The organism is Streptomyces sp. NPDC088923 (assembly GCF_044749745.1).
Classification (GTDB): Bacteria; Actinomycetota; Actinomycetes; order Streptomycetales; family Streptomycetaceae; genus Streptomyces.
On the sequence record NZ_JBIVIO010000002.1, the window covers coordinates 51,931 to 77,092 of the forward strand.

Consider the following 25,162-nt stretch of genomic DNA (forward strand, 5'->3'; position numbering starts at 1 on the left):
GGCGAACGGGGTTCCTCTCGTGGGACGCGGCGCCCGTACGGGCCGGACAGGAGATCCGTCCCACGGGGAGGGGTAATAAACCACCTAAAAGCGTATTAATTGGTCAATATGAAGTAGAGGGGGTCGGGACCTCGCTTCACGACGGGGAGCCCCGGCGGGACCGTCTCCCGGCAGGACCGCCTCCCGGCGCGCGTGATCGGTGATGCTTGGGGACGACATCACGCGAGCGACGAGACAAAAGGGGGACGGGACACATGGTGGACTCATCGGCTTATGCCGAGGAGCGGCTGCGGCGACCGGCGACGGGCGGCTCGCTGCGGCTGGGCGGGACGAAGGTGTCGTACGTGCCGGACGGGGTGCTGCTGGGGCGGCCGGGCGCCTGGCTGCCGGACTCCACGGAGCGGACCTGGGCGGAGCATCCCGAGTACCTGGAAGCCTCCGGCTACCTCGTGGCCAGTGTCGGGGGCCTCCTGGTCGAGCACGGCGAGCGCGCGCTGCTGATCGACGCGGGCCTCGGCCCGTACGCGATGCCCGCCGATCCGGCGACGCCGAACGGCCCCGTGCGCGGGGGCGCACTCCTGGAGAACCTCGCCGCGCTGGGCCGCGACCCGGACCGGATCGAAGCGGTGGCCTTCAGTCACCTGCACCCCGACCACGTCGGCTGGGCCGCCCACATTGCCCCCGGCGCCGGGCGCCCCGCCTTCACGCGCGCCGCCTACCTGGTGGCCGAGCCGGAGTGGGAGCGGCACGGGTCGCCGCGGGCGGGGGAGACGGCGCAGGAGCCCGCCGCCACGCTCGCGCCGCAGGTCCGTACGGTGGCCGACGGGGAGGAGATCTTCCCCGGCGTACGGGCGAGGTTCGCCCCGGGGCACACCGCCGGGCACACCGAGTTCGTGATCACCGGCGGCGGGCGCCGCCTGATCGCCTTCGGCGACTCGCTCCACGCGCCGATCCAGGTGGACCACCCGGAGTGGTCCTGCGTCTGGGACGACGATCCCGCCGCTGCCGCCGCGCACCGCCGCCGCCTCGTGGCCGAGCTGGAGGAGCCCGGCACGATCGGCTTCGGCGTCCATTTCGCCGACGTCGTGTTCGGCCGGGTCCGGCGCGGCGGCCCGGGGCCGGCCTGGCGGCCTCTGGACGCCGAGGGCGCGGAGGACGCCGGAGGTGCCGGGGGTGCCGGGGGCCCCGGAGCACCGGTGGAGGGCTGAGGTCCGGGGGAGGCTGAGGGGGCCCCGCCCCGGGGTCGAGGCCCCGTACGCGGTACGCCGTGTGGGGGAGCTCCTCGCTCTCGGCGGGGCCTCCGCGCGGCGGCTGCACCGCGGGCCCGAGGCGTTCCGCGCGCGCGAAGGGGCGTGGCCTCGCCTTCGCGAAGGGGCCGCCTCGCCCCGTACGCCGCTCGCCCGCGCGAAGGGGCCGCCCCGCCCCGTACGTACGCGAAAGGCGGCCCCCCGCGCGCTACTTGACCGCCCCCGCCATCACCCCCGACACGAACTGCCGCTGGAAGGCGAAGAAGACGACGAGCGGGATGAGCATCGACAGGAAGGCGCCCGGGGCGAGGATGTCCACGTTGTTGCCGAACTGCCGTACCTGCTGCTGGAGCGCGACCGTGATCGGCGGGCTGCCGGAGTCCGCGAAGATCAGCGCGATGAGCATGTCGTTCCACACCCACAGGAACTGGAAGATGCCGAGCGAGGCGATCGCCGGGCCCGCGAGCGGCATCACCACCCTCGTGAACAGGCGGAGTTCGCCCGCGCCGTCGAGGCGTGCGGCTTCGAGGAGTTCGCGCGGGATCTCCGCGAAGAAGTTCCGCAGCAGGAAGACGGCGAAGGGCAGCCCGAAGGCGACGTGGAAGAGGATCACGCCGATCGTCGACTCGAAGATCCCTATCCAGCCGAAGAGTTTGGACACCGGCAGCAGCGCGACCTGCACGGGCACGACCAACAGCCCGACCACGAGCAGGAACCAGCCGTCCCGCCCGGGGAAGTCCATCCAGGCGAAGGCGTATCCGGCGAGCGAGCCGATCAGGACGACGAGGAGCGTGGACGGCACGGTGATGAGGACCGTCGACCACAGGCTGTGGGTGATCGCGCTGTTGTCGAGCAGGTTGCCGTAGTTCTCGACGGTGAGCTGGGCCGGGCTCGTGAGGACCTTCCACCAGCCGTCGTCGGCGATGTCGGAGGGCGAGCGGAGCGAGGAGATCAGCAGCCCGATCGTCGGCACGAGCCAGAACACGGCGACGACGAGGAGGAAGACGCGCAGCACACCGCCCGCCGCGAGGCGCGCGGCGCGGGCGGCGAACGACTCGCCCCTGCCCGCTCGTCGGGGGGGTTCGGGGCTTCCGGGCTCAGGGACCGTCGTCCCCGGTACGGCGGCGGTCATCGGCGTTCCTCCTTGCGTTCCCTGCGCAGCCTGCGGATGTTGAGCAGCATCACCGGCACCACCAGGAGGAACAGGAAGATCGAGATGGCGCTCGCGACGCCCGCGTCCCCGTCCACGAAGGCCGTGTTGTACAGCTCGACGGCGAGGACGTTCGCGTCGTCGCGCGCGGAGCCCGGCGGGATCACGTACACGAGGTCGAAGATCTTCAGCACGTTGATCATGAGCGTGACGAGTACGACGCCGAGCACGGGCGCGAGCAGCGGCACGGTGACGCGGCGGAAGACCTGCCACTCCCCGGCCCCGTCCACCCGTGCCGCTTCGAGGAGTTCGCGCGGCAGGCCCGCGAGTCCCGCGCCGATGAGCACCATCGCGAACCCGGCCCACATCCACACGTACGCGCCGATGACCGACCACGTGACGAGCGAGGGCCCGAGCCAGTTGATGCCGCCGTACGGTTCGCGGAAGTTGTCGGCGGGGAGCCGGAGTCGGGCTCCGTCGGCCTTCGCCGGGAGCGTGAAGCGGCCGTCCGCGCCGGCCTTCGCCGAGGCGACGACCTCGCCGTCCTTCACCGCCTCCACCCGCATCCCCGGGTAGCCGAGCTCCTTCGGGTCGACCTTGTCGAGCGTGCCGCCGCCGCCCTTCGTGAAGTCCTGCCACACCGTGCCCGTGATCTCGCCGCCGCCCGCGCGCTCCGGCGTGGCGGCGGGTTTCGCGCTGCCGGGCATGACGTCGGGCGCGACACCGACGAGCGGGAGGAGGACGGGCGTCCCGTCCCGTACCGGCTCCTTCGTCAGGAACGCGCCGCCCTTGACCGCCTCCAGCGCCGAGCGCGGGCGCGGGTGGGCCTTCGGGAAGGCGGAGGACTGCGCGAAGGTGTCGTGGACGGTCACGGCGACCGCGTTCGCGACGCCCCGGTCGGGGTCCTGCTCGTACACGAGCCGGAAGATGATCCCCGAGGCGAGCATCGAGATCGCCATCGGCATGAACACCAGCAGCTTGAACGCCGTTCCCCACTTGATGCGTTCGGTGAGGACGGCGAGGACGAGACCGAGCGCCGTCGCGACGGTCGGTGCCACGACGAGCCAGATCGCGTTGTTCTTGATCGCCGTCCGGATGTTCGGGTCCGAGAACATCTCGCGGTAGTTCCCGAGTCCGACGAAGCCGTCCCCCGAGGAGTCGAAGAGACTCCGTACGACGTTCCACACGATCGGGTAGAGGACGAGCGCGCCGAGCAGGACGAGCGCGGGGAGCAGGAAGAGGACGGCGAGCGAACGGCGGGTGCGGGTAACGGACTTCGGCCCTCTGCCCCGCGAGGATCTCGGAGGCTCGGGCGACGTACGGGGCGTGGGCACGCCCCCGCTGCGGGACGCGGGGGGCACCGGTACGGGACCGGCGCCCCCCGCCGCTTCGGCGGCCATCCCGTCAGTCCTTGTACGCCTTGGCCGCGTCCCGCTCCAGGCGCTGCTGGATCGCGGCGACGTCCTTCGGCTTCGCGAGGAAGTCCTGAAGAGCCTTCCACTCGCCCTTGTTGGGCGAGCCGCCGAAGGACTGCGGCATCTGGTCCGACATGTCGTAGCGGATGTCGTCCCCGGCCTTGATCAGGGCCTCGGCGATGCCGCGCTGCACGTCGTTCGGGTACGTGCCGGTGTCGAGCGCCTTGTTCGGTGAGATGAAGCCGCCGGTCTTCGCCCAGATCGCCGCCGCCTCGGGCGAGGCGAGGTAAGTGAGCAGCGCCTGCGCGCCCTTGGAGTCCTTGAGCGCGACGGCCGCGTCCCCGCCGACCACGGCGGGAGCCTCCCCGCCGCCCACGGCCGGGAAGGGGAAGACCTTGGCGTCGGTACCGATCTTCGCCTCCGTCTCTGCGATGTTGATGCCGACGAAGTCCGCCTCGAAGACCATCCCGGCCTTCGGCTGGTCGCCGCCCGTGAAGGTCTGTGTGACGGAGGCGGGGAACTCGGTGGCGAGCGCGCCCTTCGCGCCGCCCGCGAGCAGGTCGGGCTTGCCGAAGAGCTGGCCGAGCGTCGTGAGCGCCTGCTTCACGGAGGGGTCGGTCCACTTGATCTCGTGCCGCGCGAGCTGGTCGTACTTCTCCGGGCCCGCCTGCGAGAGGTAGATGTTCTCGAACCAGTCGGTGAGCGTCCACCCGTCCGCGCCCGCGACCGAGACGGGGGTGACGCCGGAGTCGGCGACCGTCTGCGCGGTCTTCAGGAAGTCTGCCCAGGAGGTGGGGACTTCGGCGCCCGCGTTGTCGAAGACGGCGGTGTTGTACCAGACGAGGGACTTGTTGGCGGCCTTGAAGTAGACGCCGTACTGCTTGCCGTCCACGGCGCCGAGATCCTGCCAGCCCTGCCCGTAGTTCTTCTTCAACTCGGCCTGCGCCTCGGCCCCCACGGGCTTCGCCCATTTGCGTTCCACGGCCTGCTGGATCGCGCCGACCTGCGGCAGCATGGCCACGTCGGGCTGGCCGCCACCTGCGATCTTCGACTCCAGGAAGCCGATGACGGGGTCCTGCGCGGCGACGTACTCGGTCTTCGCCCCGGTCCGCTTCCCGAAGTCGGCGAGCACCTTCTCGAAGGCGTCCCGCTCGGCCCCGCTCCAGACGGCGGCGATCTTCACGGTCTGCCCGTCGAGCTCGGGCAACTGGACGCCGGTGGAGGTCTGTTCGGCGGAAGCGGACGGCTTCTTCGTGTCGCTGTCCTTGTCCTTGCCGCTGTCCCCGTCGCTTCCGCAGGCGGTCAGCGCGACCGCCGTCCCGGCCGCGACCGCCATGAGCGCGAGTCCGCGCGACCGCCGCCTCCCAGAGCCTCTCGCCTCGCGCGTCCGTGCATCCCGAAGAGGTGCGTGCATCATCGCCCCGTTCTCTTCCGTCCCACTCCAACTACGGCTCGCCTCCCGGAGGTTGCCGGGAGAGGGGAACCTCTTCCCCCTCCCCGCACATCTACGCCCGCCCGCTCGGGGGGACAAGGGGGCGGGAGACGGCGACCTGCGGGGACACGACGCTTTGTGATCGGGCTGTGACCCGGAAGAGGGGTTCTCGGGGACGCGGCGGAGCGGGCGGCGGCCGCAGCGGTGCACGCTCAGGTACGGGAACTGATCGAGGCCATCGAGGCGGAGCCGGGCGCCGAGGATGCCGTGGGGGCGATAGGGTCGCGTCTCGGCAGTTATCGCCCCCGGGAGAACGTCGTATGTCCCTGCCCCGTATCGGTGTCGTCGTGGTCACGATGGGGACGCGGCCGCAGGAGCTGGACGCGTTGCTCGCCTCGGCCGGCAGGCAGGACGTCCCGGCCGCGCGGGTCGTGCTCGTCGGGAACGCCACGTCGCTCGACGAGGTCGCCACCGAAGCGACGAAGGTGCCGCTCGCGGAGAACCTCGGGTGTCCCGGGGGACGGAACGTGGCGCTGGAGCTGCTGCGCGACTCCGGTGACGTCGATGTCGTCGTGGAACTCGACGACGACGGACTGCTCATCGCGGACGACGTGTTCCGGCAGGTCCGGCGGCTCTTCGCCGAGGACCCCGGGCTCGGGATCGTCGGGTTCCGGGTCGCGGACGAGCACGGGCACACCGAACGGCGCTGGGTGCCCCGGCTGCGGGCCGGGGACCCCCTGCGGGGTGGTGAGGTGACCGCGTTCCTCGGGGGCGGGCACGCGCTCTCGATGCCGATGCTGCGGCGGATCGGGCTGTGGCCCGCCGCGTTCTTCTTCGGCCACGAGGAATCCGACCTCGCCTGGCGCGCCCTCGATGACGGCTGGACGATCCGCTACGAGCCCGGCCTCGTCCTCCAGCACCCCCGTACGTCCCCCGCGCGCCACCCCGGCCACTACCGCCACACCGCCCGCAACCGCGTCTGGCTCGCCCACCGCCGCCTCCCCGCCCCGCTCGTCCCCGTCTACCTCGCCGCCTGGGCACTCCTCACGACCCTGCGCACCCCGTCCCTCGCCGCGCTGCGCGCCTGGTGGGGCGGCTTCGCGGAGGGCGTACGCGGGCCCTGCGGCCCGCGCCGGCCGATGCGGTGGCGCACGGTGTGGCGCATGACGAGGCTCGGACGCCCGCCGCTCCTCTGAGCCCCGCGCGAACCCTCCGCCCCGGAAGCCATCCGTACCAACTCCTTGACGCAGGTGTCCGGTTCCGATGGCATGTGTGCGAAACCCTTTGGAAAAAGTGCGTTGTTGTTCGCCTGGTCGACGACACAGGAAAAAGGACACACATGCGACGAAAAAGGTACGAGAGGTTTCGGCGCGCCGTGATCGGCGTGACGCTGTCCGCCCTCGCGAGCGGCGGACTGCTCGCGGCCACCACGACCCCGTCCACCGCGGCCACCACGACCCCCACCGCGGCGACCCCCACCACCACCTGGACCGTGAGCGACCCCGCCCGCTCCGCCCTCACCGCCCGCCTCGCCCTCGACTCCGCCGGTGGACTGCGCCTCGCCGTCGCCCGCGACGGCGCGCCCGTGCTGTCGCCGGGCCGGCTCGGCATCCGTACCGACGAGCACGACCTGACCACCGGGCTGCGGCTGCTCGGCCGCGAGGACCGCACCGTCCACGACACGTACCGCATGACCACGGGAAAGCGGCTGCGCCGCTCGGCCACCATGCGGGAGGCCACGTTCACCTTCGGTGGCGCGGACGGCGCCCGTCTCGGCGTGGTGGTGCGGGTCTCGGACGACGGCGTCGCGTACCGGTACGTGCTCGACGAGCGGGGCCCCGTCACCGTGACGGGGGAGGCGTCCACCTTCGAGATCCCGGCGGACGCCAAGGCGTGGGTCCAGCCGTACGCGACGAGCTACGAGAGCGAGCGCACCGAGACCACGGCGGGCGCGGCCAACGAGGCGGAGCCCCGCACGTGCGCGGATGACACCTGCTCCTTCGGCTACCCCACGCTCTTCCAGGTGGACGGCAGCTACGTACTGCTGACGGAGGCCGACGTCGACGGCCGCTACTCCGGCAGCCACCTCGACCACAAGGACGGCTCCACCGCGTACTCCGTCGCCCTCGCGGACGACGAGCCCGTCACCTCGTCCGGCCCCCTCGCGACCCCGTGGCGCACCGCGATCGTCGGCAGCCTCGACACGCTCGTCGGCTCGACCCTCGTCGACGACCTCGCCCCGCCCTCGCGGGTCGAGGACACCTCGTGGATACGCCCGGGCATGGACGACTGGTCCTGGCTCAGCGACTCCTCCAGCCCCAGCGACTTCGACCGGCAACGCGACTTCGTCGACTACGCGGCCGCACACGGCCTGGAATACACGCTCGTGGACGCCGGGTGGAACGCGAGCTGGGTGCCCGAACTGGTCCGCTACGCGCGGGCCCGCGGCGTCGACGTCATCCTCTGGTTCGACTGGGCCGACCTCAAGACGCAGGCGCAGCGCGACACCTGGTTCTCGAAGATCAAGGCGTGGGGCGTCGTCGGCGTCAAGGTCGACTACATGTACTCCGACGCGCAGTCGACCTTCCAGTGGTACGACGCGATCCTGCGCGACACCGCCGCGCGGCACCTCATGATCGACTTCCACGGCGCGACGATCCCGCGCGGCCTGCAACGCACCTGGCCGCAGGTCATGAGCGTGGAGGGCGTACGCGGTGAGGAGAACGGCCAGAACCCGACTCGGGACGTCTTCCTCGCCTTCACCCGCAACATCGTCGGCTCGATGGACTACACCCCGACGTGGTTCTCCCGCCCGAACCGCCAGAACTCCCTGGCGCACGAACTGGCACTGCCCGTCGTCTACGAGTCCGGCTGGACGAGCCTCGGCGACAACCCCGAGGGCTTCGCGGCCCAGCCGCCTGCCGAGCGGTACCTCGAACAGCTCCCCACCGCCTGGGACGAGACCCGCTTCGTCTCCGGAGGGCCCGGTGAGCAGGCGACGGGCGAACGGCAGGCCGTCCTCGCCCGCCGCGACGGGGACCGATGGTTCGTCGGCGGCATCCTGGCGGGCACGGGCGGCACGATGAAGGCGCCGCTCGGCTTCCTCGGCAGGGGCACGTGGCTCGTCGAGACGATCGCCGACCAGGACGGTCAACTGCGGCGCACGGTGCGGACGGTGACCGCCAGGGACACGCTCGCGGTCCCCGCCGTCGCCAACGGCGGCTTCGCCGCGCTGGCCTGCCCCGCCACCAAGGGCCGCACCGACTGCGACCGGCCGGTGGCCACCGCACCCGCGACGACCCTCACCACCGACCCCGAAGCCGTGACGGTGGAGGCAGGGAAGAAGACGTCGTTCGGCGCCACCTTCACGCTCCCGGAGGGCTCCGCGCTGCGCGACGTGCGGATGACCGTGGACCGCGAGCGGCTGCCCGCCGGCTGGACCGCCACCGGTGCCGACGTACGCGCCCGCTCGCTCCCGGCAGGCAGGGAGCTGACGGGCCGCTGGACCGTGACCGTGGCCCGGAACCAGCCGGGCGGCACGGTGGAGGTGCCCGTCGTGGTCACCTACGCCCACCCGGCCGCAGGGAGCGCCCCGCCGGTGCACGTGGAGGAGGTCGTACGGGTCTCCACCCCCCTGCACGGCACGGTTTACGCGAGCGACCAGCCCTTCCTCGCCGAGAGCAACGGCTACGGGCCGGTCGAGCGCGACCAGTCCAACGGCGAGGCCGGCGGCCAGGACGGCGAGCCCCTCACGATCGGCGGCACGGTGTACGCCAAGGGCCTCGGCATGAACGCGCCGGGCCAGGTGCGGATCGACCTCCAGGGCCGCTGCTCCCGCTTCGAGGCGCACGTCGGAGTGGATGACGAGACCGAGGGCCGGGGCAGCGTCACCTTCACGGTCCTCGGCGACGACGACCGCCAACTCGCCGCCACGGACGTCCTCCACGGCGGCGATCCCGCCCAGCCCCTGACCGCTGACGTCACCGGCGTCCACACCCTGACCCTCACCGCCGGCGACGGGGGAGACGGCAAGAACTACGACCACGCGGACTGGGGACTCGCCCGACTCACCTGCGCGGACTGACACCTCGGCCCGTCGAGGGCCCCGGCCACGGGGCTGGGGCCCTCGGCCGCCGGGAAGCGCCTCCCGGCGCCCGTCACCCTCACCGGACAGGGCCCCTCGTCAGCCCAACGCCTTCTCCAGGCACACCAGTTCCACCCGGGACTCCCACGACGGCACCCGGTGGAAACCCGCGCGTCCGTACAGGCGCAGTGCGTCCTCGCGCCAGGACCAGACGGAGAGGCGCAGGGCGGGTGCGCCCGCCTCGGTGGCGAGGGCGGTCGCCCGCGCCATGAGGGCCGCGCCCACGCCGCGCCCCCGGTGGGCGGGGGAGGTCCACAGGCGTTTCAGTTCGGCGGGGGCGGACGCGGGGGTCCGGACGACGGCGCAGCCCGCCGGGGTCCCGGCGTCCGTCGCGAGGAGGACCGTCGCTCCCGCGAAGGACCGGGCGGGATGCTCGATTTCGGCCAGGTACGCGGCGGGGAGGTCCGCCAGGTCCTGGACCGGGACGCCCTTCTCCTCCTCCGTGCGCAGGTGGTACGCCGCCAGGAGCGCGCGCAGGCGGGGGTCCCCGGCGGGCACGGGGCCGACGTCCACGGTCACAGCAGCGGCTCCAGTGGTTTCGCCTCCGCCGCCCTCGCCGCGCGGTCCAGCGCGCTGGCCAGGAGGGCGAGATCGGTCGGGCCGTTGCCCAACTCCCGCACCGGGCGGGCTCGTTCCGGGGCGTCGCCCATCTTCGGCCACTCCAGCGGGGTGACCGTCGGGCGCAGCGTCGCCGTGCGCGGGATGCGGGCCGTCACGCGGCCCCCCTGGAAGGGGAGCGCCGCACCGTCCTGCGTCAGGAGGCGCCCCCGGCCGGGGGCCGGGTCCTCCGGGGCCGGGGACGGCGCGTCGAGCACGACCCGTACGCCCGCCGCGCGCGCCACGTACGAGGCCGCCGCCTTCTCCGTGCGCGCGCCCGCCGCGATCAGGTGCACGCCGAGCCGCGCCCCGTCCCGTACCACCGCCTCCAGTGCGCGGACCACCGAGCCGGCCGCCGGCCGGCCCGTCGCGCCGAGCGGCGGATCGAGGAGCGCGTCCACGTCGTCCACGAGCACGACGAGGCGCGGCAGCGGGCTCCGCCCGGCGGAGGAGGCACGGGGGCGCAGCCGGAGCGTGCGGCTCGGCGGCGCCTCGATGTCGCCGGTCTCCGGCCCTCGCGACTGCGCGGGCAGCGAGGCGCCCGGGTGGTCGGCGGAGTTCGCGGCCGTCGCGTCCGCCGGATGCGGGGCCGGACGCTGGTCCGCCTCCTGGTCGTACGGGACGCGGGGGCGACCGTACGGCCCGTGCGCGGCCCGCTCCTGCCCGTACCGCGACCGCTCCCGTTCGTACGTGGGCCCGTACGGCGGCTGTTCCTGGTCGAACATGACCTGTTCGCGTACCTCTTGCTCCCGTATGCGGCTCGTCCGCGCCGCGACCGACACGGCCGCCGCCCGTGGACCGCCCGGCCCCGCGCCCGTACCGCCGACGCCCCCGGCCGGCCCCTCGCCACCCGCGGGACCCGTGCCGGGGCCCGCCGTCCCCGGACCCGCCGTCCCCGGACCCGCCGTCCCGCGTGCCCGGACCCGGCCCGAGGCCGTGTCCCCGATACCCCCCTGCGCCGGTACGACGGGGTCCCCGCCCCCCGACGTCGCCTCGCCCCCGTCGAGCAGCCGCGCCCGCCGCTTCAGCTCGGCCGCGAGCGCCTGCGCGAACTCCCGCATCCGCACCGGGTCCTGGGCCCGCAGCACCGTCGTCACGTGCGGCAGATCCGCGCACACCCCGAGCCCCGCGCCCTCCGGCGGCGCCCCCGCGCCGTCCACGAGGACGAGCCCGAGCCGGTCCGGCCGCTCGCCCGCCGCGAGCGAGGCCGCCAGCGCCCGCAGCAACTCCGTACGACCGCTGCCGGCCGGCCCCTCGATGATCAGGTGCGGCCCCCGCGCCCCACCGAGATCCACGTGCGCCGGGCCCTCGGGCCCCGCGCCGAGCACGCCGAGCACCCGCCCGCCCGGCGCCTCCTCCGCCGCGCTCGCCCAGCGCGCGAGCAACGAGGCGGGCGTCGCGCGCGCGAGCCCCAACTCGTCGAGCAGTCGCACCGCTTGAGGCAGCGGGGACGCCGTGGCGGCCGTCCGGGGCGCCCCTTGGGCCGCGTCCGTGCGCAACGGCGCGAGCGCCCGCGCGAAACGCTCCGCCCACGCCGCCGAGACCGCGTCCACGGTGCCCGTCGTGCCCTGCCCGGCGAGCCGTCCGTGCGCCGTGCGCGCCACGTGCACGGCGGTCGCGACGTCGCCGCTCAGCAGCGCCACGGCCCCGCAGTCGCGGAACGCGGCGAGCCGCGCGCACGCCTCCTCGAAGATCTCGGCGACCGGCGAGGAGGCCGCGTCCGTCTCCGCGAGGCACACGAGGTGCACCCCCGCCGCGCGCCCCTCCGCGCCCGCGCACCACGCCGCCGCCTCGCGCAGCGCGGGCGTGCCCGGGTCGCCGTCGAGGACGACGAGCGTCCGCAGCCCCTCGTACTGACCGGGCACGCGCCCGCGGATCTCGGCGAAGCGCGCGGCGGCCTGCTCGTTGTCGTACGCGAGCAGCGCGCGGCACTCCTGCCCGCGCGTCGGGCGCACGTGCGGCAGCCAGCCGAGCCAGCCCCAGCGCGCGACGCGATCGGTGAGCGGCTGATGGCGGTCGGTGCTGACCAGGACGATTTCGAGGGTGTCCGGGGAGTGCAGCGCCGCGTACTGCGCGAGGACCGCGCGCGCGAGCCCGGAGAGGCGTTCGCGCGGGCCCGCGAGACCGAGCGAACCGCTCTCGGCGAGGCTGACGGTGAGCGGGACGGGCAGCGCGCCGCCCTCGGGGCGCGGGTGCTCGCCCGTGCCGACGCGGCAGGCCAGCGCCTCGGGGTGACCGGGGCCGCGCTCCCACAGGCGCGGTCCTGGCCCGAGCGCGGTGAGCAGCAGGAGAGCGGGATCGGGCCAGGCGTCGGCGGAGTGGGCGGGCAGGGGCGCGGGGGCGGGCGGAAGGAGGACGTCCGGCGCGGTGCCGCCGAGGCCGGTCGTCGTGGCCGGTCCGGCCGCCGTGGGCCGCCCCGCTCCCGCCGTGGCCTCCGGAGCCTCGTCCGTACGGGCACCCCGCCGCCGCCCCCAGCGACCGAGCCCGCCCTTGCGCCGCGCGGTCCTGCTCTCGCCCGGGTCCTGCGGCGCGGGGGCCTCCGTCTCGGGGACGCCGTCGAGCGGATGCGGACGCGCGTCCCGCCCCTCCCGCGCCGCCTCGCCCGCTTCCCGCTCCCGCGCCGCCCCGTCCGCTTCCCCCTCCCGCGCCTCGTGCAGTCCGCGCAGGTCCTGGGCGGCGTGCGTCGCGTCGGTGCCGTAGGGGGAGGCGGCGTGGGGTCCTTCGGAGGTTCGGGGTACTTCGGGCGTGCGGGTGCGGGGCACCCCGGCCTCGGCCCGCGATCCTTCGGCCGCCCCGGCGCGTACCCGTACGTGCCCCTCGCCGTCCGGCACCGTCGCCACCGGCGGCTGCGTGCCGCCCGCCACGACGCGCAGGACGGACTCGCCGACGCGCAGCAGGGCCCCGCGCGGGAGGGGCTGCGGGGTGCGGCCGACCGGGCGGCCCTCGATGCTCGTGCCGTTGGTCGAGCCGAGGTCGGCGACCTCCGCGCGGCCCCCGGGGCCGAGGACGACGGCGCAGTGCGCGCGCGAGACGTCGGGGTCGTCGAGCGTCACGTCGGCGTCGGCGGAGCGGCCGATGCGCACCTCACCGCCGTGCAGCACGTGCACGCCGCCCGCGTCGGGCCCCGAGACGACCTGGAGCTGCGGTGCCGCGGGGTCGGGCTCACCGGCGGGGCCCGCCGGGCCGCCGAGCGAGAGCACCGCGCCGTCCACGAGCGGCGGCTCCCCGAGCACCGCGCGGTGCGGGTCGAGGCGCGCGCCGTCCACCCACCACGAGGACGTCGTCTCGCCCGCGCGGGCCGCCTGCTTCAGCCCGGCGGCGACCGCCGAGAGCTGGGTGCCCGCCGGGGCGGTGACGAGGACGTCGCAGTCGCGTCCCGCACCCCTCCGTGCCAGGAGGCTGAGCCGAATCTGCATCCCGGTCACGCGTCCCCTCTGCGCGCGCGCACGCCGGGGAAAGGGCTTCCGCCCCCGCCGCGCACGGGCACTCGGCCTGTACGTACAGACACGCATCCTCGCACTTGCCAGAGACAACCCGCCCGTCGATCGCCGTCGATTGATCTTGATTGATCTGCTCCGGTCGGAAAAGTTCCATGTCGGACGGGGGTGATCGGCCGGAACCATTCGCTCCGCGGGCCGGAGGACGGGGCAGGGCGGGGCGGCCAGGGGGGCAATCGTCGAACACCCGGACGGTCCCCCAGGCTCGCGCACCTCCGGTACGCCCCTCCCGCGCACTACAGTGGGCGGAACTGTCCGAAGCGGCGGCCCCGCGGCCGCCGCCCCGAACGCGGCCGGCCCGGAGCCCCCACAGGTGCCCGGATGCGGGCGAGCCGGATGATCAGGGAGCGCATGACGTGCGGCCGGTAGGCAGCAAGTACCTCCTGGAGGAGCCGCTGGGACGCGGCGCCACGGGCACCGTCTGGCGTGCGCGCCAGACCGTCCCCGCGGGCGCCGAGGCGGCCGTGCAGGGGCAGCCGGGGGAGACCGTCGCCATCAAGGTCCTCAAGGAGGAGCTGGCGAGCGATCCGGACATCGTGATGCGCTTCCTGCGCGAGCGCTCGGTGCTGCTCCGGCTCACCCACCCCAATATCGTGCGCGTGCGCGACCTCGTCGTCGAGGGCGACCTGCTCGCGCTGGTCATGGACCTCGTCGAGGGCCCCGACCTGCACCGCTACCTCCGCGAGAACGGGCCCTTCAGTCCCGTCGCCGCGAGCCTGCTCACCGCGCAGATCGCGGACGCGCTCGTCGCGAGCCACGCGGACGGCGTCGTGCATCGCGACCTCAAGCCCGCGAACGTCCTCCTCAAGGAGGACCCCGACGGCGGCCTCCACCCGCTCCTGACGGACTTCGGCATCGCGCGCCTCGCCGACTCCCCGGGCCTCACCCGCACGCAGGAGTTCGTCGGGACGCCCGCGTACGTCGCCCCCGAGGCCGCCGAGGGCCGCCCGCAGACCTCCGCCGTCGACATCTACGGCGCGGGCATCCTCCTCTACGAGCTGCTCACCGGTCGCCCGCCCTTCCAGGGCGACTCCGCGCTCGAAGTCCTCCACCGGCACCTGAGCGAGGAGCCGCGCCGCCCGTCGAGCGTCCCCGAGCCGCTGTGGACGGTCCTCGAACGCTGTCTCAGCAAGAACCCCGACCGCCGCCCGAGCGCCGAGAACCTCGCCCGCGCCCTGCGCGTCGTCGCCGAGGGCGTCGGCGTGCACGCCAACTCCGCGCAGATCGCGGCGGCCGAGGGTGTCGGCGCCCTCCTCGCGCCCGACCCGGACCCGGCCCCCGTACCGGAGGCGCTCCCCCAGCCCGGCGGCCGGGAGGGGTCCCCGGACGCCGCCCCGACCGAGGTCCTCTCGCGCGACGGCCTCCCGCAGGGCGCCTACGACCCGGCGGCGCCCACCTCCGTGCTCCCCACCACCGGACAGGGCGCCGGTACGGGGCAGGACGGCCGTCCCGGCGACGCCGACCCCACCGCCGTCATGCCCCCCGTACCGCCCGGTCAGCAGGGCGGCGATCCCGACGCCCCGCACCCCTGGGAGAGCCAGCTCCGCGCCGCGCGCGACCGCAACGAGCAGACGCAGATCCAGTACCTCGACCCGAACGAGGACCCCCTGCGCCGCCGCCCGCACCGGCAGCAGTCCCCGCAGCAGCAGGGCCCCGGCCCGTACGGTTACGCGCCGCAACCGGGCCCCTACGACCCGCCGCAGCCGCAGCGCCCCACCTACCGGCAGGGCGGCTACCAGCAGGGGCAGCAGGGCGGACAGGGCTACCAGCAGCCCTACCAGCAGCAGCCCCCGCAGCCCCAGCCCCAGCAGTACGCGCCGCCGCCCGCCCCGCGCCGGCAGGCCCCGCCGCCCGCCGAGGCCCCGCCGCGCCGCGAGCCCAGGCCCCCGCGCGAGCCCCGCGAGCCGCGCCGCCGCAGCGCCAACCCGATGCACATCCCGGGCCTCGGCTGCCTCAAGGGCTGCCTCTTCACCGTGGTGATCCTCTTCGTGGTCGGCTGGATCGTGTGGGAGGTCAGCCCGCTCCAGGACTGGATCGGGACGGGCAAGGGCTACTGGGACCAGCTCGGCAGCTGGATCAAGGAAGTCTCGGGCTGGTTCTCGAAGCTGAACGGTTAGGGGGTCCTGCGGGCGAGTTCGGCGACAAGTCGACAATCGGCGGACGTCTTCGGACGCCGAACCGCCGCAAAACCGGACCGATCGCCGCCCCGATGTGCCGCGAAGGGCGATCCTGGGCACGGAAGACCCCAGGACGCGCGTAACTTTGCGCATCGTCGCATCGCCACGACTTTGCAAACGTCGCAACGCCACGCCCCGGGCCGTGCCGGGGCCCGACCTGTCGGAGCAGTTTTGGCACGCAAGATCGGCAGCCGGTACACCGCACACCAGCTCCTCGGGCGGGGCAGCGCGGGGAGTGTGTGGCTCGGCGACGGCCCCGAGGGGCCCGTCGCGATCAAACTGCTCCGCGAGGACCTCGCGGCGGACCAGGAACTCGTCGGCCGCTTCGTCCAGGAGCGCACCGCGCTGCTCGGCCTCGAACACCCCCACATCGTCACCGTGCGCGACCTCGTCGTGGACGGCAACGACCTCGCGCTCGTCATGGACGCCGTACGCGGCACCGACCTGCGCACCCGCCTCGACTCGGCCCACCGCCTCGCCCCGGCGGCAGCGGCGGCGATCGTCGCCGACATCGCCGACGCGCTCGCCTTCGCCCACAAGGCCGGGGTCGTGCACCGCGACGTCAAGCCCGAGAACATCCTCCTCGACATGTCGGGCACTCCCGGTCGCGCGGGCGAACACCCCGCGCTCCTCACCGACTTCGGCGTCGCCAAGCTCATCGACAGCCCCCGCTCCACGCCCACGGGCCGCAGCACCAGGATCATCGGGACGCCGGACTACTGCGCCCCCGAGATCGTCGAGGGCCTGCCGCCGCGCGCCGCCGTCGACATCTACGCGCTCGCGACAGTCCTGTACGAGCTGCTCGCGGGCTTCACGCCGTTCGGCGGCGGCCACCCCGGGGCGATCCTGCGGCGGCACGTGACGGAGACGGTCGTACCGCTGCCCGGCATCCCCGAGGAGCTGTGGCAGCTCCTCCTCCAGTGCCTCGCCAAGGCCCCGGCCTCGCGGCTGCGCGCCTCCGAACTCGCCGAGCGACTCCGGGAGATGGCGCCGCTGCTCGACAGGCTGCCGCCCCTGGAGGTGGACGAGCCGCAGCCCGAGCCGGCCGAGGCCGGCGAGGCGGTGACCGAGGAGGCGCCGAGCGGGACGCAGCGGGGAGCGGTCTCGCTCGTGCCGAACGCGCCGGGGAAGGACTCGGGGCGGGATACGCACACGAGCATGCGGGTGCCGGAGGTGGAGGAACTGTCCGGCGGAGCGCACGGAACGGCGCGCGTCCCCCGCGCCCCGGGGGCGCCCCGGCCGGGGTCCGCGCGGGCGCGGGAGGCGGCCTTGCGCAGGCGGCGGGTCCGTACGGGGATCGGGGCGGGGGTCGCCGTCGTGATACTCGCTGTCGCCGGGTGGCTCGTCGCGGGGGGCGACGACAGCGATTCGGGGGCGGAGCAGACGGGGACCGCGGCGGTTACCTCCGGTGGGTGAGCCGGTTTCTGGGGGCGCTGCCCCCAGGCCCCCGCTCCTCAATCTCCCCCAGCCTCCGGCCGGGAGGTACCCCCAGAGGGGCTGGATTAGGGCGCGCCCGAGGGGCTGAGATCGGCCCTCACGGCGGGGGCGACTTCCTCGCCCAGCCTCCTGATCGCCCTCTCGTCGTCCCCTCCCACGAGGAAGCCGCTGATGCCGTGTTCCACGGCCAGCTCCGTCAGGAAGGCCGGGGTCGCCTGTTCCGGCTTCATGATGTTGAGGAAGCGGCGGATCTCGCGCGGGTCCCGGCCCGCCTCCCGCGCCGCCTCGTCGATGCGGGCGTTCATCGCGGGCAGGGCCGCCGTGCCGCCGTCGAGGTAGTCGTACGAGGGGAGCCAGCCCGTCGCGAGACGGCCGGTGAGGGCGAGCATCCGGGGGCCGTACGCGCCGATCCAGACGCCGATGTCGTGGGCCGGGCGCGGGCCGCGCTTGGCGCCGTCGGCGGCGTAGTACGTACCCCTGTGGTGCACACCACCGCGTTCCCCGGTGTTCCACAGCTCACGGATCAGGGTGATCGCCTCGGCGAGCGCGTCCACCGATTCACCGGGCGGCAGTCCGCGACCGCCCATCGCCACGACGGCGTCGCGGAAGCCGCCCGCGCCGATGCCCAGCTCGAAGCGCCCGCCGCTGAGCAGGTCGAGCGTGGCCGCGGTGCGGGCCAGGACGGTGGGCGGGCGCAGCGGCAGGTTGGTGACGTTCGCCGCGAGGCGCACGCGCGTGGTGCGGGCCGCGACGAAGGCGAGGAGCGCCTGCGTGTCGAGGAGCGCGGGCTGGTACGGGTGGTCCTGGAAGGTCACGAGGTCGAGCCCCGCGCGCTCACCGGCCACGGCGAGCTCCACGACCTCGGCGGGCCGGGCCGAGGAGGGGGTGACGAAGGAGCCGAAGAGGAGGTCGTGCCCGTATCCGGTCATGCGCCTCACCCTGCCACGCGCACCCCCGACAGGGGGCGGGCTTCGCCCGAGCCCCCGCCGCCCGGTTACCCTGATGGACGTGGCAGTCGTCGATGTATCCGAAGAGCTCAAGTCCCTGTCCTCCACCATGGAGTCGATCGAGGCCGTCCTCGACCTCGACAAGATGCGGGGAGAAATCGCTTCCCTGGAGGAGCAGGCAGCGGCTCCGTCGCTGTGGGACGACCCCGAAGCGGCCCAGAAGATCACCAGCAAGCTGAGCCACCTCCAGGCCGAGGTCCGCAAGGCCGAGGGCCTGCGCGGGCGCATCGACGACCTGGGCGTGCTCTTCGAGCTGGCCGCCGACGAGGGCGACGCGGACACGCAGGAGGAGGCGGAGCAGGAGCTGGCCGCCGTGCGCAAGGCGCTCGACGAGATGGAGGTACGCACCCTCCTCTCCGGCGAGTACGACTCCCGCGAGGCCGTCGTCACGATCCGTGCCGAGGCCGGAGGCGTCGACGCCTCCGACTTCGCCGAGCGCCTCCAGCGCATGTACCTGCGCTGGGCCGAGCGCCTCGGCTACAAGACGGAGCTGTACGAGACGTCGTACGCGGAAGAGGCGGGCATCAAGTCCACGACCTTCGCCGTGCACGTCCCCTACGCCTACGGCACCCTCTCCGTCGAGCAGGGCACCCACCGCCTCGTCCGCATCTCCCCCTTCGACAACCAGGGCCGCCGCCAGACCTCCTTCGCGGGGGTCGAGGTGCTGCCCGTGGTCGAGCAGACCGACCACATCGAGATCGACGAGTCCGAGCTGCGCGTCGACGTGTACCGCTCCTCGGGCCCCGGCGGCCAGGGCGTCAACACGACCGACTCGGCCGTGCGCCTGACCCACCTGCCCACCGGCATCGTCGTCTCCTGCCAGAACGAGCGCTCGCAGATCCAGAACAAGGCGACCGCGATGAACGTCCTCCAGGCGAAGCTGCTCGAACGCCGCCGCCAGGAGGAGCAGGAGAAGATGAACGCCCTCAAGGGCGACGGCGGCAACTCCTGGGGCAATCAGATGCGCTCCTACGTCCTGCACCCCTACCAGATGGTCAAGGACCTCCGCACCGAGCACGAGGTCGGCAACCCCGAGGCGGTCTTCAACGGCGAGATCGACGGCTTCCTGGAGGCCGGCATCCGCTGGCGCAAGCAGCAGGAGCAGCAGAGCGCCTGAGACCGCGCGGGCCGCTCGGCCCACCTGTGATCTCTCCGCGGCAACTCCCCTTTTCGTCGGGGGAGTTGCCGCGTCTTTTTCTTACGGGAGTCTTCACAGGCGCAAAGCGGTACGAAGGCGGGCGAGGCGCTCTTAAGGCGCTTGACGTGTCTGCGGCGGGCCGGGAGGGTGGCGGGTGGCATGCGCGTTTCTGGGGCGTGTGCGCACGGGGGCACGATCCAGGAGGCCCCCCGTCCGCGCGACCCGTCGCGTCGTCCCACCTACGTACGTATCGCTACTGGGGGTAGTTAGCACATGACGAACAGAATCCGGGTCCGTGTGGCGCGGGTCGCCGCGGGAGCCGCCATCGCGGCCGGGGCGTCCCTGTCGGCCGCGGGCGCCGCGCACGCCGTCGTCTACAACGGCGACAACACGGGGCCGACGGTCGAGGAGACCGACCCGAGCGACCCGGGTACGGACCCGACGGACCCGGGCTCCGAGCCGACCGATCCGGACACCACGATCCCGGGCACCGACCCCACCGATCCCGGTACGGACCCGACCGACCCGGGCACGGACCCGACGGACCCCGGCACCGACCCGACCGACCCGGGCACCGACCCGACGGACCCCGGTACGGACCCGACCGACCCCGGCACCGACCCGACCGACCCGGGCACCGACCCGACGGACCCCGGCACGGACCCGTCCGACCCCGGTACGGACCCGAGCGACCCGTCCGGCCCGAGCACCGGGCCCTCGGACCCGGGTGCCCAGCCCAGCGACCCGGGCGCCCAGCCCTCCGGTGAGGCCTCCTCGCCCGCCGTGGGCGGCGGCAACGGCTCCACCGGTGCCGGGCCCGACAGCCTCGGGCAGCAGCCCGTGGAGCAGGGGGCGCCGAAGGACGAGCTGGCCGAGACCGGTGCGGCGGACACGACCGTCCTGGTCCTCGGTGCCGCGACCATGATCGCGGGCGGCATCGGCTTCCGCTTCCTGCCCCGGCTCACGGGCCGCGGCGGCCACACCGCCTGACGACAGACCGCGGGGGCCGGGTGCGCACGCACCCGGCCCCCACTGTTTCCTCACGTAATCTCCACGCGGTCAGGCGAAGCGCTCGGCGAGCACCACCACCGCCGCCACGCACGCCACCAGGAGGGCGAGCAGCGTCGGCGGGCTGAGCTGCGAGAAGGGCGACTGCCCCCGCGCCTCCTTGAGACGCTCGCGGCTCGCGCGGCACACCGGACAGCGGCCCTCGCTCACCGGAGCGGCGCAGTTCGCGCACACCAGTCGGTCGTAGGTCATGCGCTTCATCCTTCCGGCCGGGCCGTACCTCTCCACTGTGCCAGGTCCCGCCCGCCGTGGCGCGGGCGCGTGCGGGGGTGCGGGCGCGGGCGCGTACGCGCTCGCGGGCCGCCGCGCCCCTCGGGCCCGTACCCCCGCCCGCTTTGCCCGCGATCGTGCCCGGAACGGCGGATCGTCCGCGCGCGAGCCCGGGACGGTGTCGGCACGGCACCCCCGGGGTCGCGTATGGTCACGCTCACCTACCCCCGGCGATCCGTGGTGTTTTCGTGATCCGATTCGACAACGTCTCCAAGACCTACCCCAAACAGAGCCGCCCCGCACTCAGGGATGTCTCCCTCGAAGTCGAGCGCGGCGAGTTCGTCTTCCTCGTGGGGTCCTCGGGCTCGGGGAAGTCGACCTTCCTGCGGCTGATCCTGCGCGAGGAGCGCGCGAGCCACGGACAGGTCCACGTCCTCGGCAAGGATCTCTCGCGCCTGTCGAACTGGAAGGTGCCGCAGATGCGCCGCCAGCTCGGCAACGTCTTCCAGGACTTCCGCCTGCTGCCCAACAAGACGGTCGCGCAGAACGTCGCCTTCGCGCAGGAGGTCATCGGCAAGTCGAAGGGCGACATCCGCAAGTCCGTGCCGCAGGTGCTCGACCTCGTCGGGCTCGGCGGCAAGGAGGACCGGATGCCCGGTGAGCTGTCCGGTGGCGAGCAGCAGCGCGTCGCCATCGCCCGCGCCTTCGTCAACCGGCCCAAGCTCCTCATCGCCGACGAGCCCACAGGGAACCTGGACCCCCAGACCTCGGTCGGCATCATGAAGCTGCTCGACCGGATCAACCGGACCGGGACCACCGTCGTCATGGCCACGCACGACCAGCAGATCGTCGACCAGATGCGCAAGCGCGTCATCGAGCTGGAGAAGGGCCGCCTCGTCCGCGACCAGTCCCGCGGCGTCTACGGCTACCAGCACTGACCCCCGGCGTCCGCGGGCCGGCCGTCCCGCGGGCGCCTTGAGTTCTGAAAGGACGCCATGCGCGCCCAGTTCGTCCTGTCGGAGATCGGGGTCGGTCTCCGGCGCAATCTCACGATGACCTTCGCGGTGGTCGTCTCGGTCGCCCTCTCCCTCGCCCTCTTCGGTGCCTCGCTCCTCATGAGCGACCAGGTCGACTCGATGAAGGGCTACTGGTACGACAAGGTCAACGTGACCGTCTACCTGTGCGGCAAGAACGACGTCGGCGAGAGCCCGTCGTGCGCCAAGGGGGCGGTGACCTCCGAGCAGCGCCAGCAGATCGAGACCGACCTCAAGAAGATGCCCGCCGTCCAGACGGTCACGCACGAGACGGCCGACCAGGCGTACAAGCTGTACCAGAAGGAATTCAGCCGCTCGCCGATCGCCTCGCAGCTCACCCCGGACCTCATGCCGGAGTCCTTCCGCGTCAAGCTCAAGGACCCGAAGGACTACGACGTCATCGCGACCGCCTTCAAGGGGCGCGCGGGCGTGCAGTCGGTCCAGGACCAGAAGAGCATCCTCGACAACCTCTTCGGACTGCTCGACGGCATGAACTGGGCGGCACGCGCGCTCATGGCCCTCATGCTCGTCGTCGCGCTCATGCTGATCGTGAACACCGTCCGCGTCTCGGCGTTCAGCCGCCGCCGCGAGACCGGGATCATGCGGCTCGTCGGTGCCTCGGGCTTCTACATCCAGGCGCCGTTCATCATGGAGGCGGCGGTCGCCGGGCTCATCGGCGGGATCGTGGCCTGCGGGATGCTCGTGGGCGGCCGGTTCTTCATCATCGACGGCGGTCTCGACCTCTCCTCGAAGCTCAACCTCATCGAGTTCATCGGCTGGGGCCCGGTCATCGAGAAGCTGCCGCTCGTCCTCGCGACGAGCATCGTGATGCCCGCGCTCGCCGCGTTCTTCGCGCTGCGCAAGTACTTGAAGGTCTGAGCCGCCGCACGGTTCGAGGACCTCCGGGCGCCGCACGGTCACAGGCCGTGCGGCGCCCTGCGTTCGTCCGGCGGGCGGCGTTCGCGGTACGCGCCCTCGCGCGGCCCCCGCGCCACTAGACTCCCCGCCATGCCCGAGAGCCCCCGCGTGCCCAGACCCCGCGCCGGGCACCGCTTCCCGCTCGCCGCGCCGCTGCTGCTCGCCGCCGTGCTCGCGGCGGGGCTGCGCGGGGGGTGGCTCCCGTCGTACGAGGCACAGCGGGCCCGCGCCCCCGAGGGCGCTTGCGCCGTCTCCGGTGCCCGTCTCGACGGCGCCGTGCGCTCGGCGCTCGCGCGGGGGCGGTCGGGGACCGAGGCCGCGCGGGCACTCGTGAGCCGCTCGGGGCACCGCTGGGACGCGGTCTACGGCCCCGCGGCGTACACGGCGTGGAGCGAGGGCCTCACGGGCGCGTACGGGGGGGTGGGGCTCGCGCTCGCCCACGACGCGGACGGGGTGCTGAGGCTCTCGCGCGTGCGTCCGGGCGCGCCCGCGGCGCGTGCCGGCGCGCGGGCGGGGGAGCGGCTGCTCTCGGTGGACGGCAGGGAGGTCGCGGGGCTGCCCGTGACGCGGACGGTGGGGCTGCTGCGGGGCGAGCCGGGCACGCGGGTCGCCGTACGGCTCGCGGGCGAGGAGGGGAGCGAGCGGCGGCTCCTGCTCACGCGGGCGCGGCTCGGCGGGGGGCCCGTCGTGGCGGTCGAGCGGTACGGGGACGGGGGCGCGCGGGTGCGGGTGCGGGCGTTCACGCGGGGCGTGGGGGAGCGCGTGCGGGCGGCGGTCGCCGCGCTGCCGCCCCGCACCGCCGTCGTACTCGACCTGCGCGGGAACCCCGGCGGGCTGCTCGACGAGGCCGCGCGGGCGGCGGGCGCCTTCCTCGACGGCGGCGAGATCGCGACGTACGGGGACGGCGGGTCACGGCGCGTGCTCGGGGCGCCACGCGGCGGAGCGGGCGCCGGGCCGCTCGTGGTGCTCGTGGACGGCGGCACGGCGAGCGCGGCCGAGGTGCTGACGGGCGCGCTGCGGGACCGGGGGCGGGCGGTCGTGGTCGGGGAGCCGACCTTCGGCAAGGGCACGGTGCAGGTGCCGCGCGCGCTGCCCGACGGGAGCGTGGCCGAGCTGACCGTGGGCCGGTGGCGGACGCCCGCCGGACGCGGAGTGGAGGGCACGGGGCTCACGCCGGACGTGGGCGCGGCGCCCGGGGCCGCCGAAGCACGGGCCCGCGAGGTATTGACTGGCCTCGGTACCCCCTCGTAGTGCGAAAATGGAGGGACCATGGCAAAGGAAAAAGGACGCAAGCTGATCGCGCAGAACAAGAAGGCGCGACACGACTACACGATCATCGACACCTACGAGGCCGGGATGGTGCTCACCGGTACGGAGGTGAAGTCGCTGCGGCAGGGGCGCGCCTCGCTCGTGGACGGCTTCGTGCAGATCGACGGCGGCGAGGCGTGGCTGCACAACGTGCACGTCCCCGAGTACTCGCAGGGCACGTGGACGAACCACTCCGCGCGCCGGCGGCGCAAGCTGCTGCTGCACGCCGAGGAGATCGCGAAGCTGGACGCGAAGTCGCAGGAGACGGGGCACACGATCATCCCGCTGGCCCTGTACTTCAAGGACGGGCGCGCGAAGTGCGAGATCGCGCTCGCGAAGGGCAAGCGCGAGTACGACAAGCGGCAGACGCTGCGCGAGAAGCAGGACACGCGCGAGGCGCACCGCGCGATGTCGGCGGCCCGGCGCAGGCAGCGGGCGGCCTGAGCGGGGCCGTGCGCCGGGCGGCGCGGGGCGCTCCCGGAGCGGCTCCGCGCGGGCGGGAATGCGCTGGCACGTGAGGGCGTTGTTCCCGTACGATGGCGCAAGCACCGTACGCGGTGCGTGCGGCCGGAGCCTCGCGGCGACGGCTTTGACAACACCACAAGGGGATGATCGGTTTCGACAGCGGCTGTCGAAACAGGGGAAGCGAGCCGAGGAAGCGGCAATGATCTCGTAAACCATATGTCGCAAAAAATAATCGCCAATACCAAGCGCGATTCCTCCGCCTTCGCCCTTGCTGCCTGATTAGCAGCTAGCGAAGACTCCGCGGAGTGTCAGCCCGGGGCTGTTCCCGACCCGGATCCTGGCATCAGCTAGGGGACTAAACCTCTCACCCCGGTCACGGGGGTAAGAGGGAAATCAAACAGTGACTGAGCCCGTCGGAGACTTGTCCGCGTGATCTCCGGGGCCGAGAAAATCGCAGCGGACTGCGCTCGGAGAAGCCCTCTTTCCGCACCGTTGGACGCGGGTTCGATTCCCGCCATCTCCACTCCCTTTGTGGCCTCCGGCCCGTGACGTTCGCGTCACGGGCCGGAGGCTTTTTCGCGTTCGGGGCAGAACGCCTGGTGAGGGGGCGCGCGGTACCGGGGCGCGGGGCGGCGGTGTGCCCCCTTCCGTGCGACCCCTGCCCCTCTCTGTGCGCCCTATAAGTCTGACGAGCATATTAATTAACTCCTTTGAGTGGCGCAGGTATCCCGCGATGCCGTCCCTCCTGTTCAATGGCTCACGGCCGGATTCCCGTGCGCCCTTGCAGCACGGAGATTCGCCCGAAAGTGGGGGTTGGGCGGCGCGGGAACGGAAAACATTCCCTCAATCCGCTGCGGAATCCATTTCCGTATTCATTTGATTTTCGTCACGGTTGCGCGCTGCCCGACGACGGGCCGG

Annotated in this window: 18 protein-coding genes and 1 other RNA gene; 12 read left to right on the forward strand and 7 right to left on the reverse strand. The window is 73.5% G+C overall.

Features of this window, described 5'->3' with window-relative positions; translation table 11 throughout:
- Nucleotides 1-254 precede the first annotated feature (254 nt).
- Complete coding sequence (locus ACIP4O_RS11395; protein WP_401574030.1) at nt 255-1,208, forward strand: MBL fold metallo-hydrolase; 954 nt, start codon at nt 255-257, stop codon at nt 1,206-1,208.
- A gap of 247 nt (nt 1,209-1,455) precedes the next feature.
- Here ACIP4O_RS11395 and ACIP4O_RS11400 read toward each other — a convergent pair whose 3' ends face one another.
- Genes ACIP4O_RS11400 through ACIP4O_RS11410 form a run of 3 tightly spaced genes read right to left on the reverse strand, consistent with a single transcriptional unit; the run spans nt 1,456 to nt 5,148 of the window.
- Complete coding sequence (locus ACIP4O_RS11400) at nt 1,456-2,379, reverse strand: carbohydrate ABC transporter permease (protein WP_401574032.1); 924 nt, start codon at nt 2,377-2,379, stop codon at nt 1,456-1,458.
- Nucleotides 2,376-3,797 (reverse strand): carbohydrate ABC transporter permease, encoded by a 1,422-nt coding sequence (locus tag ACIP4O_RS11405; RefSeq protein WP_401574034.1) that lies wholly within the window; start codon nt 3,795-3,797, stop codon nt 2,376-2,378. Before ACIP4O_RS11405 ends, ACIP4O_RS11400 begins: the two co-directional genes overlap by 4 nt.
- A gap of 4 nt (nt 3,798-3,801) precedes the next feature.
- Nucleotides 3,802-5,148 carry an ABC transporter substrate-binding protein gene (locus ACIP4O_RS11410; RefSeq protein ID WP_401574036.1) on the reverse strand — a complete coding sequence of 449 codons (1,347 nt, stop codon included), beginning with the start codon at nt 5,146-5,148 and terminating at the stop codon, nt 3,802-3,804.
- Nucleotides 5,149-5,564: 416 nt separating this feature from the next.
- On the opposite strand from ACIP4O_RS11410, the gene ACIP4O_RS11415 reads away from it, so the two are divergent.
- Nucleotides 5,565-6,440 carry a glycosyltransferase family 2 protein gene (locus ACIP4O_RS11415; protein WP_401574038.1) on the forward strand — a complete coding sequence of 292 codons (876 nt, stop codon included), beginning with the start codon at nt 5,565-5,567 and terminating at the stop codon, nt 6,438-6,440.
- A gap of 143 nt (nt 6,441-6,583) precedes the next feature.
- Nucleotides 6,584-9,328 (forward strand): glycoside hydrolase family 97 catalytic domain-containing protein, encoded by a 2,745-nt coding sequence (locus ACIP4O_RS11420; RefSeq protein WP_401574040.1) that lies wholly within the window; start codon nt 6,584-6,586, stop codon nt 9,326-9,328.
- Between the two features lie 99 nt (nt 9,329-9,427).
- Here the strand turns inward: ACIP4O_RS11420 and ACIP4O_RS11425 are convergent, their stop codons facing one another.
- On the reverse strand, nt 9,428-9,907 hold the full coding sequence (locus tag ACIP4O_RS11425; RefSeq protein ID WP_401574042.1) for a GNAT family N-acetyltransferase: 480 nt from the start codon (nt 9,905-9,907) through the stop codon (nt 9,428-9,430).
- Nucleotides 9,904-13,401, reverse strand: coding sequence for an FHA domain-containing protein (locus ACIP4O_RS11430; RefSeq protein ID WP_401574924.1), 3,498 nt, complete (start codon nt 13,399-13,401; stop codon nt 9,904-9,906). The genes ACIP4O_RS11425 and ACIP4O_RS11430 overlap by 4 nt, the downstream gene beginning before the upstream one ends.
- A 437-nt stretch (nt 13,402-13,838) precedes the next feature.
- Here ACIP4O_RS11430 and ACIP4O_RS11435 point away from each other — a divergent pair, with 437 nt between their 5' ends.
- Nucleotides 13,839-15,599: a protein kinase gene (locus ACIP4O_RS11435; RefSeq protein ID WP_401574044.1), complete on the forward strand. Its 1,761-nt coding sequence runs from the start codon at nt 13,839-13,841 to the stop codon at nt 15,597-15,599.
- Nucleotides 15,600-15,830: 231 nt separating this feature from the next.
- Entirely contained in the window at nt 15,831-17,075 is a 1,245-nt protein-coding gene (locus tag ACIP4O_RS11440) for a serine/threonine-protein kinase (protein ID WP_401574046.1), read from the forward strand.
- An 86-nt stretch (nt 17,076-17,161) separates the two neighbouring features.
- Here ACIP4O_RS11440 and ACIP4O_RS11445 read toward each other — a convergent pair whose 3' ends face one another.
- Nucleotides 17,162-18,025 (reverse strand): LLM class flavin-dependent oxidoreductase, encoded by an 864-nt coding sequence (locus ACIP4O_RS11445; protein WP_401574048.1) that lies wholly within the window; start codon nt 18,023-18,025, stop codon nt 17,162-17,164.
- Between the two features lie 79 nt (nt 18,026-18,104).
- Between ACIP4O_RS11445 and prfB the strand changes: the two genes are divergently transcribed.
- Nucleotides 18,105-19,220, forward strand: a complete 1,116-nt coding sequence (prfB, locus tag ACIP4O_RS11450) for a peptide chain release factor 2 (protein WP_361332011.1) — start codon at nt 18,105-18,107, stop codon at nt 19,218-19,220.
- 294 nt (nt 19,221-19,514) lie between these two features.
- Nucleotides 19,515-20,231: a hypothetical protein gene (locus ACIP4O_RS11455; RefSeq protein WP_401574050.1), complete on the forward strand. Its 717-nt coding sequence runs from the start codon at nt 19,515-19,517 to the stop codon at nt 20,229-20,231.
- A gap of 69 nt (nt 20,232-20,300) precedes the next feature.
- Here ACIP4O_RS11455 and ACIP4O_RS11460 read toward each other — a convergent pair whose 3' ends face one another.
- Nucleotides 20,301-20,501: a hypothetical protein gene (locus ACIP4O_RS11460; RefSeq protein ID WP_401574052.1), complete on the reverse strand. Its 201-nt coding sequence runs from the start codon at nt 20,499-20,501 to the stop codon at nt 20,301-20,303.
- 266 nt (nt 20,502-20,767) lie between these two features.
- Between ACIP4O_RS11460 and ftsE the strand changes: the two genes are divergently transcribed.
- The 5 genes from ftsE (at nt 20,768) to ssrA (ending at nt 24,770) form a co-directional block, all read left to right on the forward strand.
- Entirely contained in the window at nt 20,768-21,457 is a 690-nt protein-coding gene (ftsE, locus tag ACIP4O_RS11465; RefSeq protein WP_007822907.1) for a cell division ATP-binding protein FtsE, read from the forward strand.
- Nucleotides 21,458-21,514: 57 nt separating this feature from the next.
- On the forward strand, nt 21,515-22,432 hold the full coding sequence (ftsX, locus tag ACIP4O_RS11470; protein WP_401574053.1) for a permease-like cell division protein FtsX: 918 nt from the start codon (nt 21,515-21,517) through the stop codon (nt 22,430-22,432).
- 129 nt (nt 22,433-22,561) lie between these two features.
- Nucleotides 22,562-23,722 (forward strand): S41 family peptidase, encoded by a 1,161-nt coding sequence (locus ACIP4O_RS11475; RefSeq protein ID WP_401574055.1) that lies wholly within the window; start codon nt 22,562-22,564, stop codon nt 23,720-23,722.
- Nucleotides 23,723-23,740: 18 nt separating this feature from the next.
- The gene (gene smpB, locus ACIP4O_RS11480; protein ID WP_401574057.1) at nt 23,741-24,223 is read left to right on the forward strand and encodes an SsrA-binding protein SmpB; all 483 of its coding nucleotides are present in this window, start codon (nt 23,741-23,743) and stop codon (nt 24,221-24,223) included.
- 160 nt (nt 24,224-24,383) lie between these two features.
- Nucleotides 24,384-24,770: a transfer-messenger RNA gene (gene ssrA / locus ACIP4O_RS11485) on the forward strand.
- The last annotated feature ends 392 nt before the right edge of the window (nt 24,771-25,162 follow it).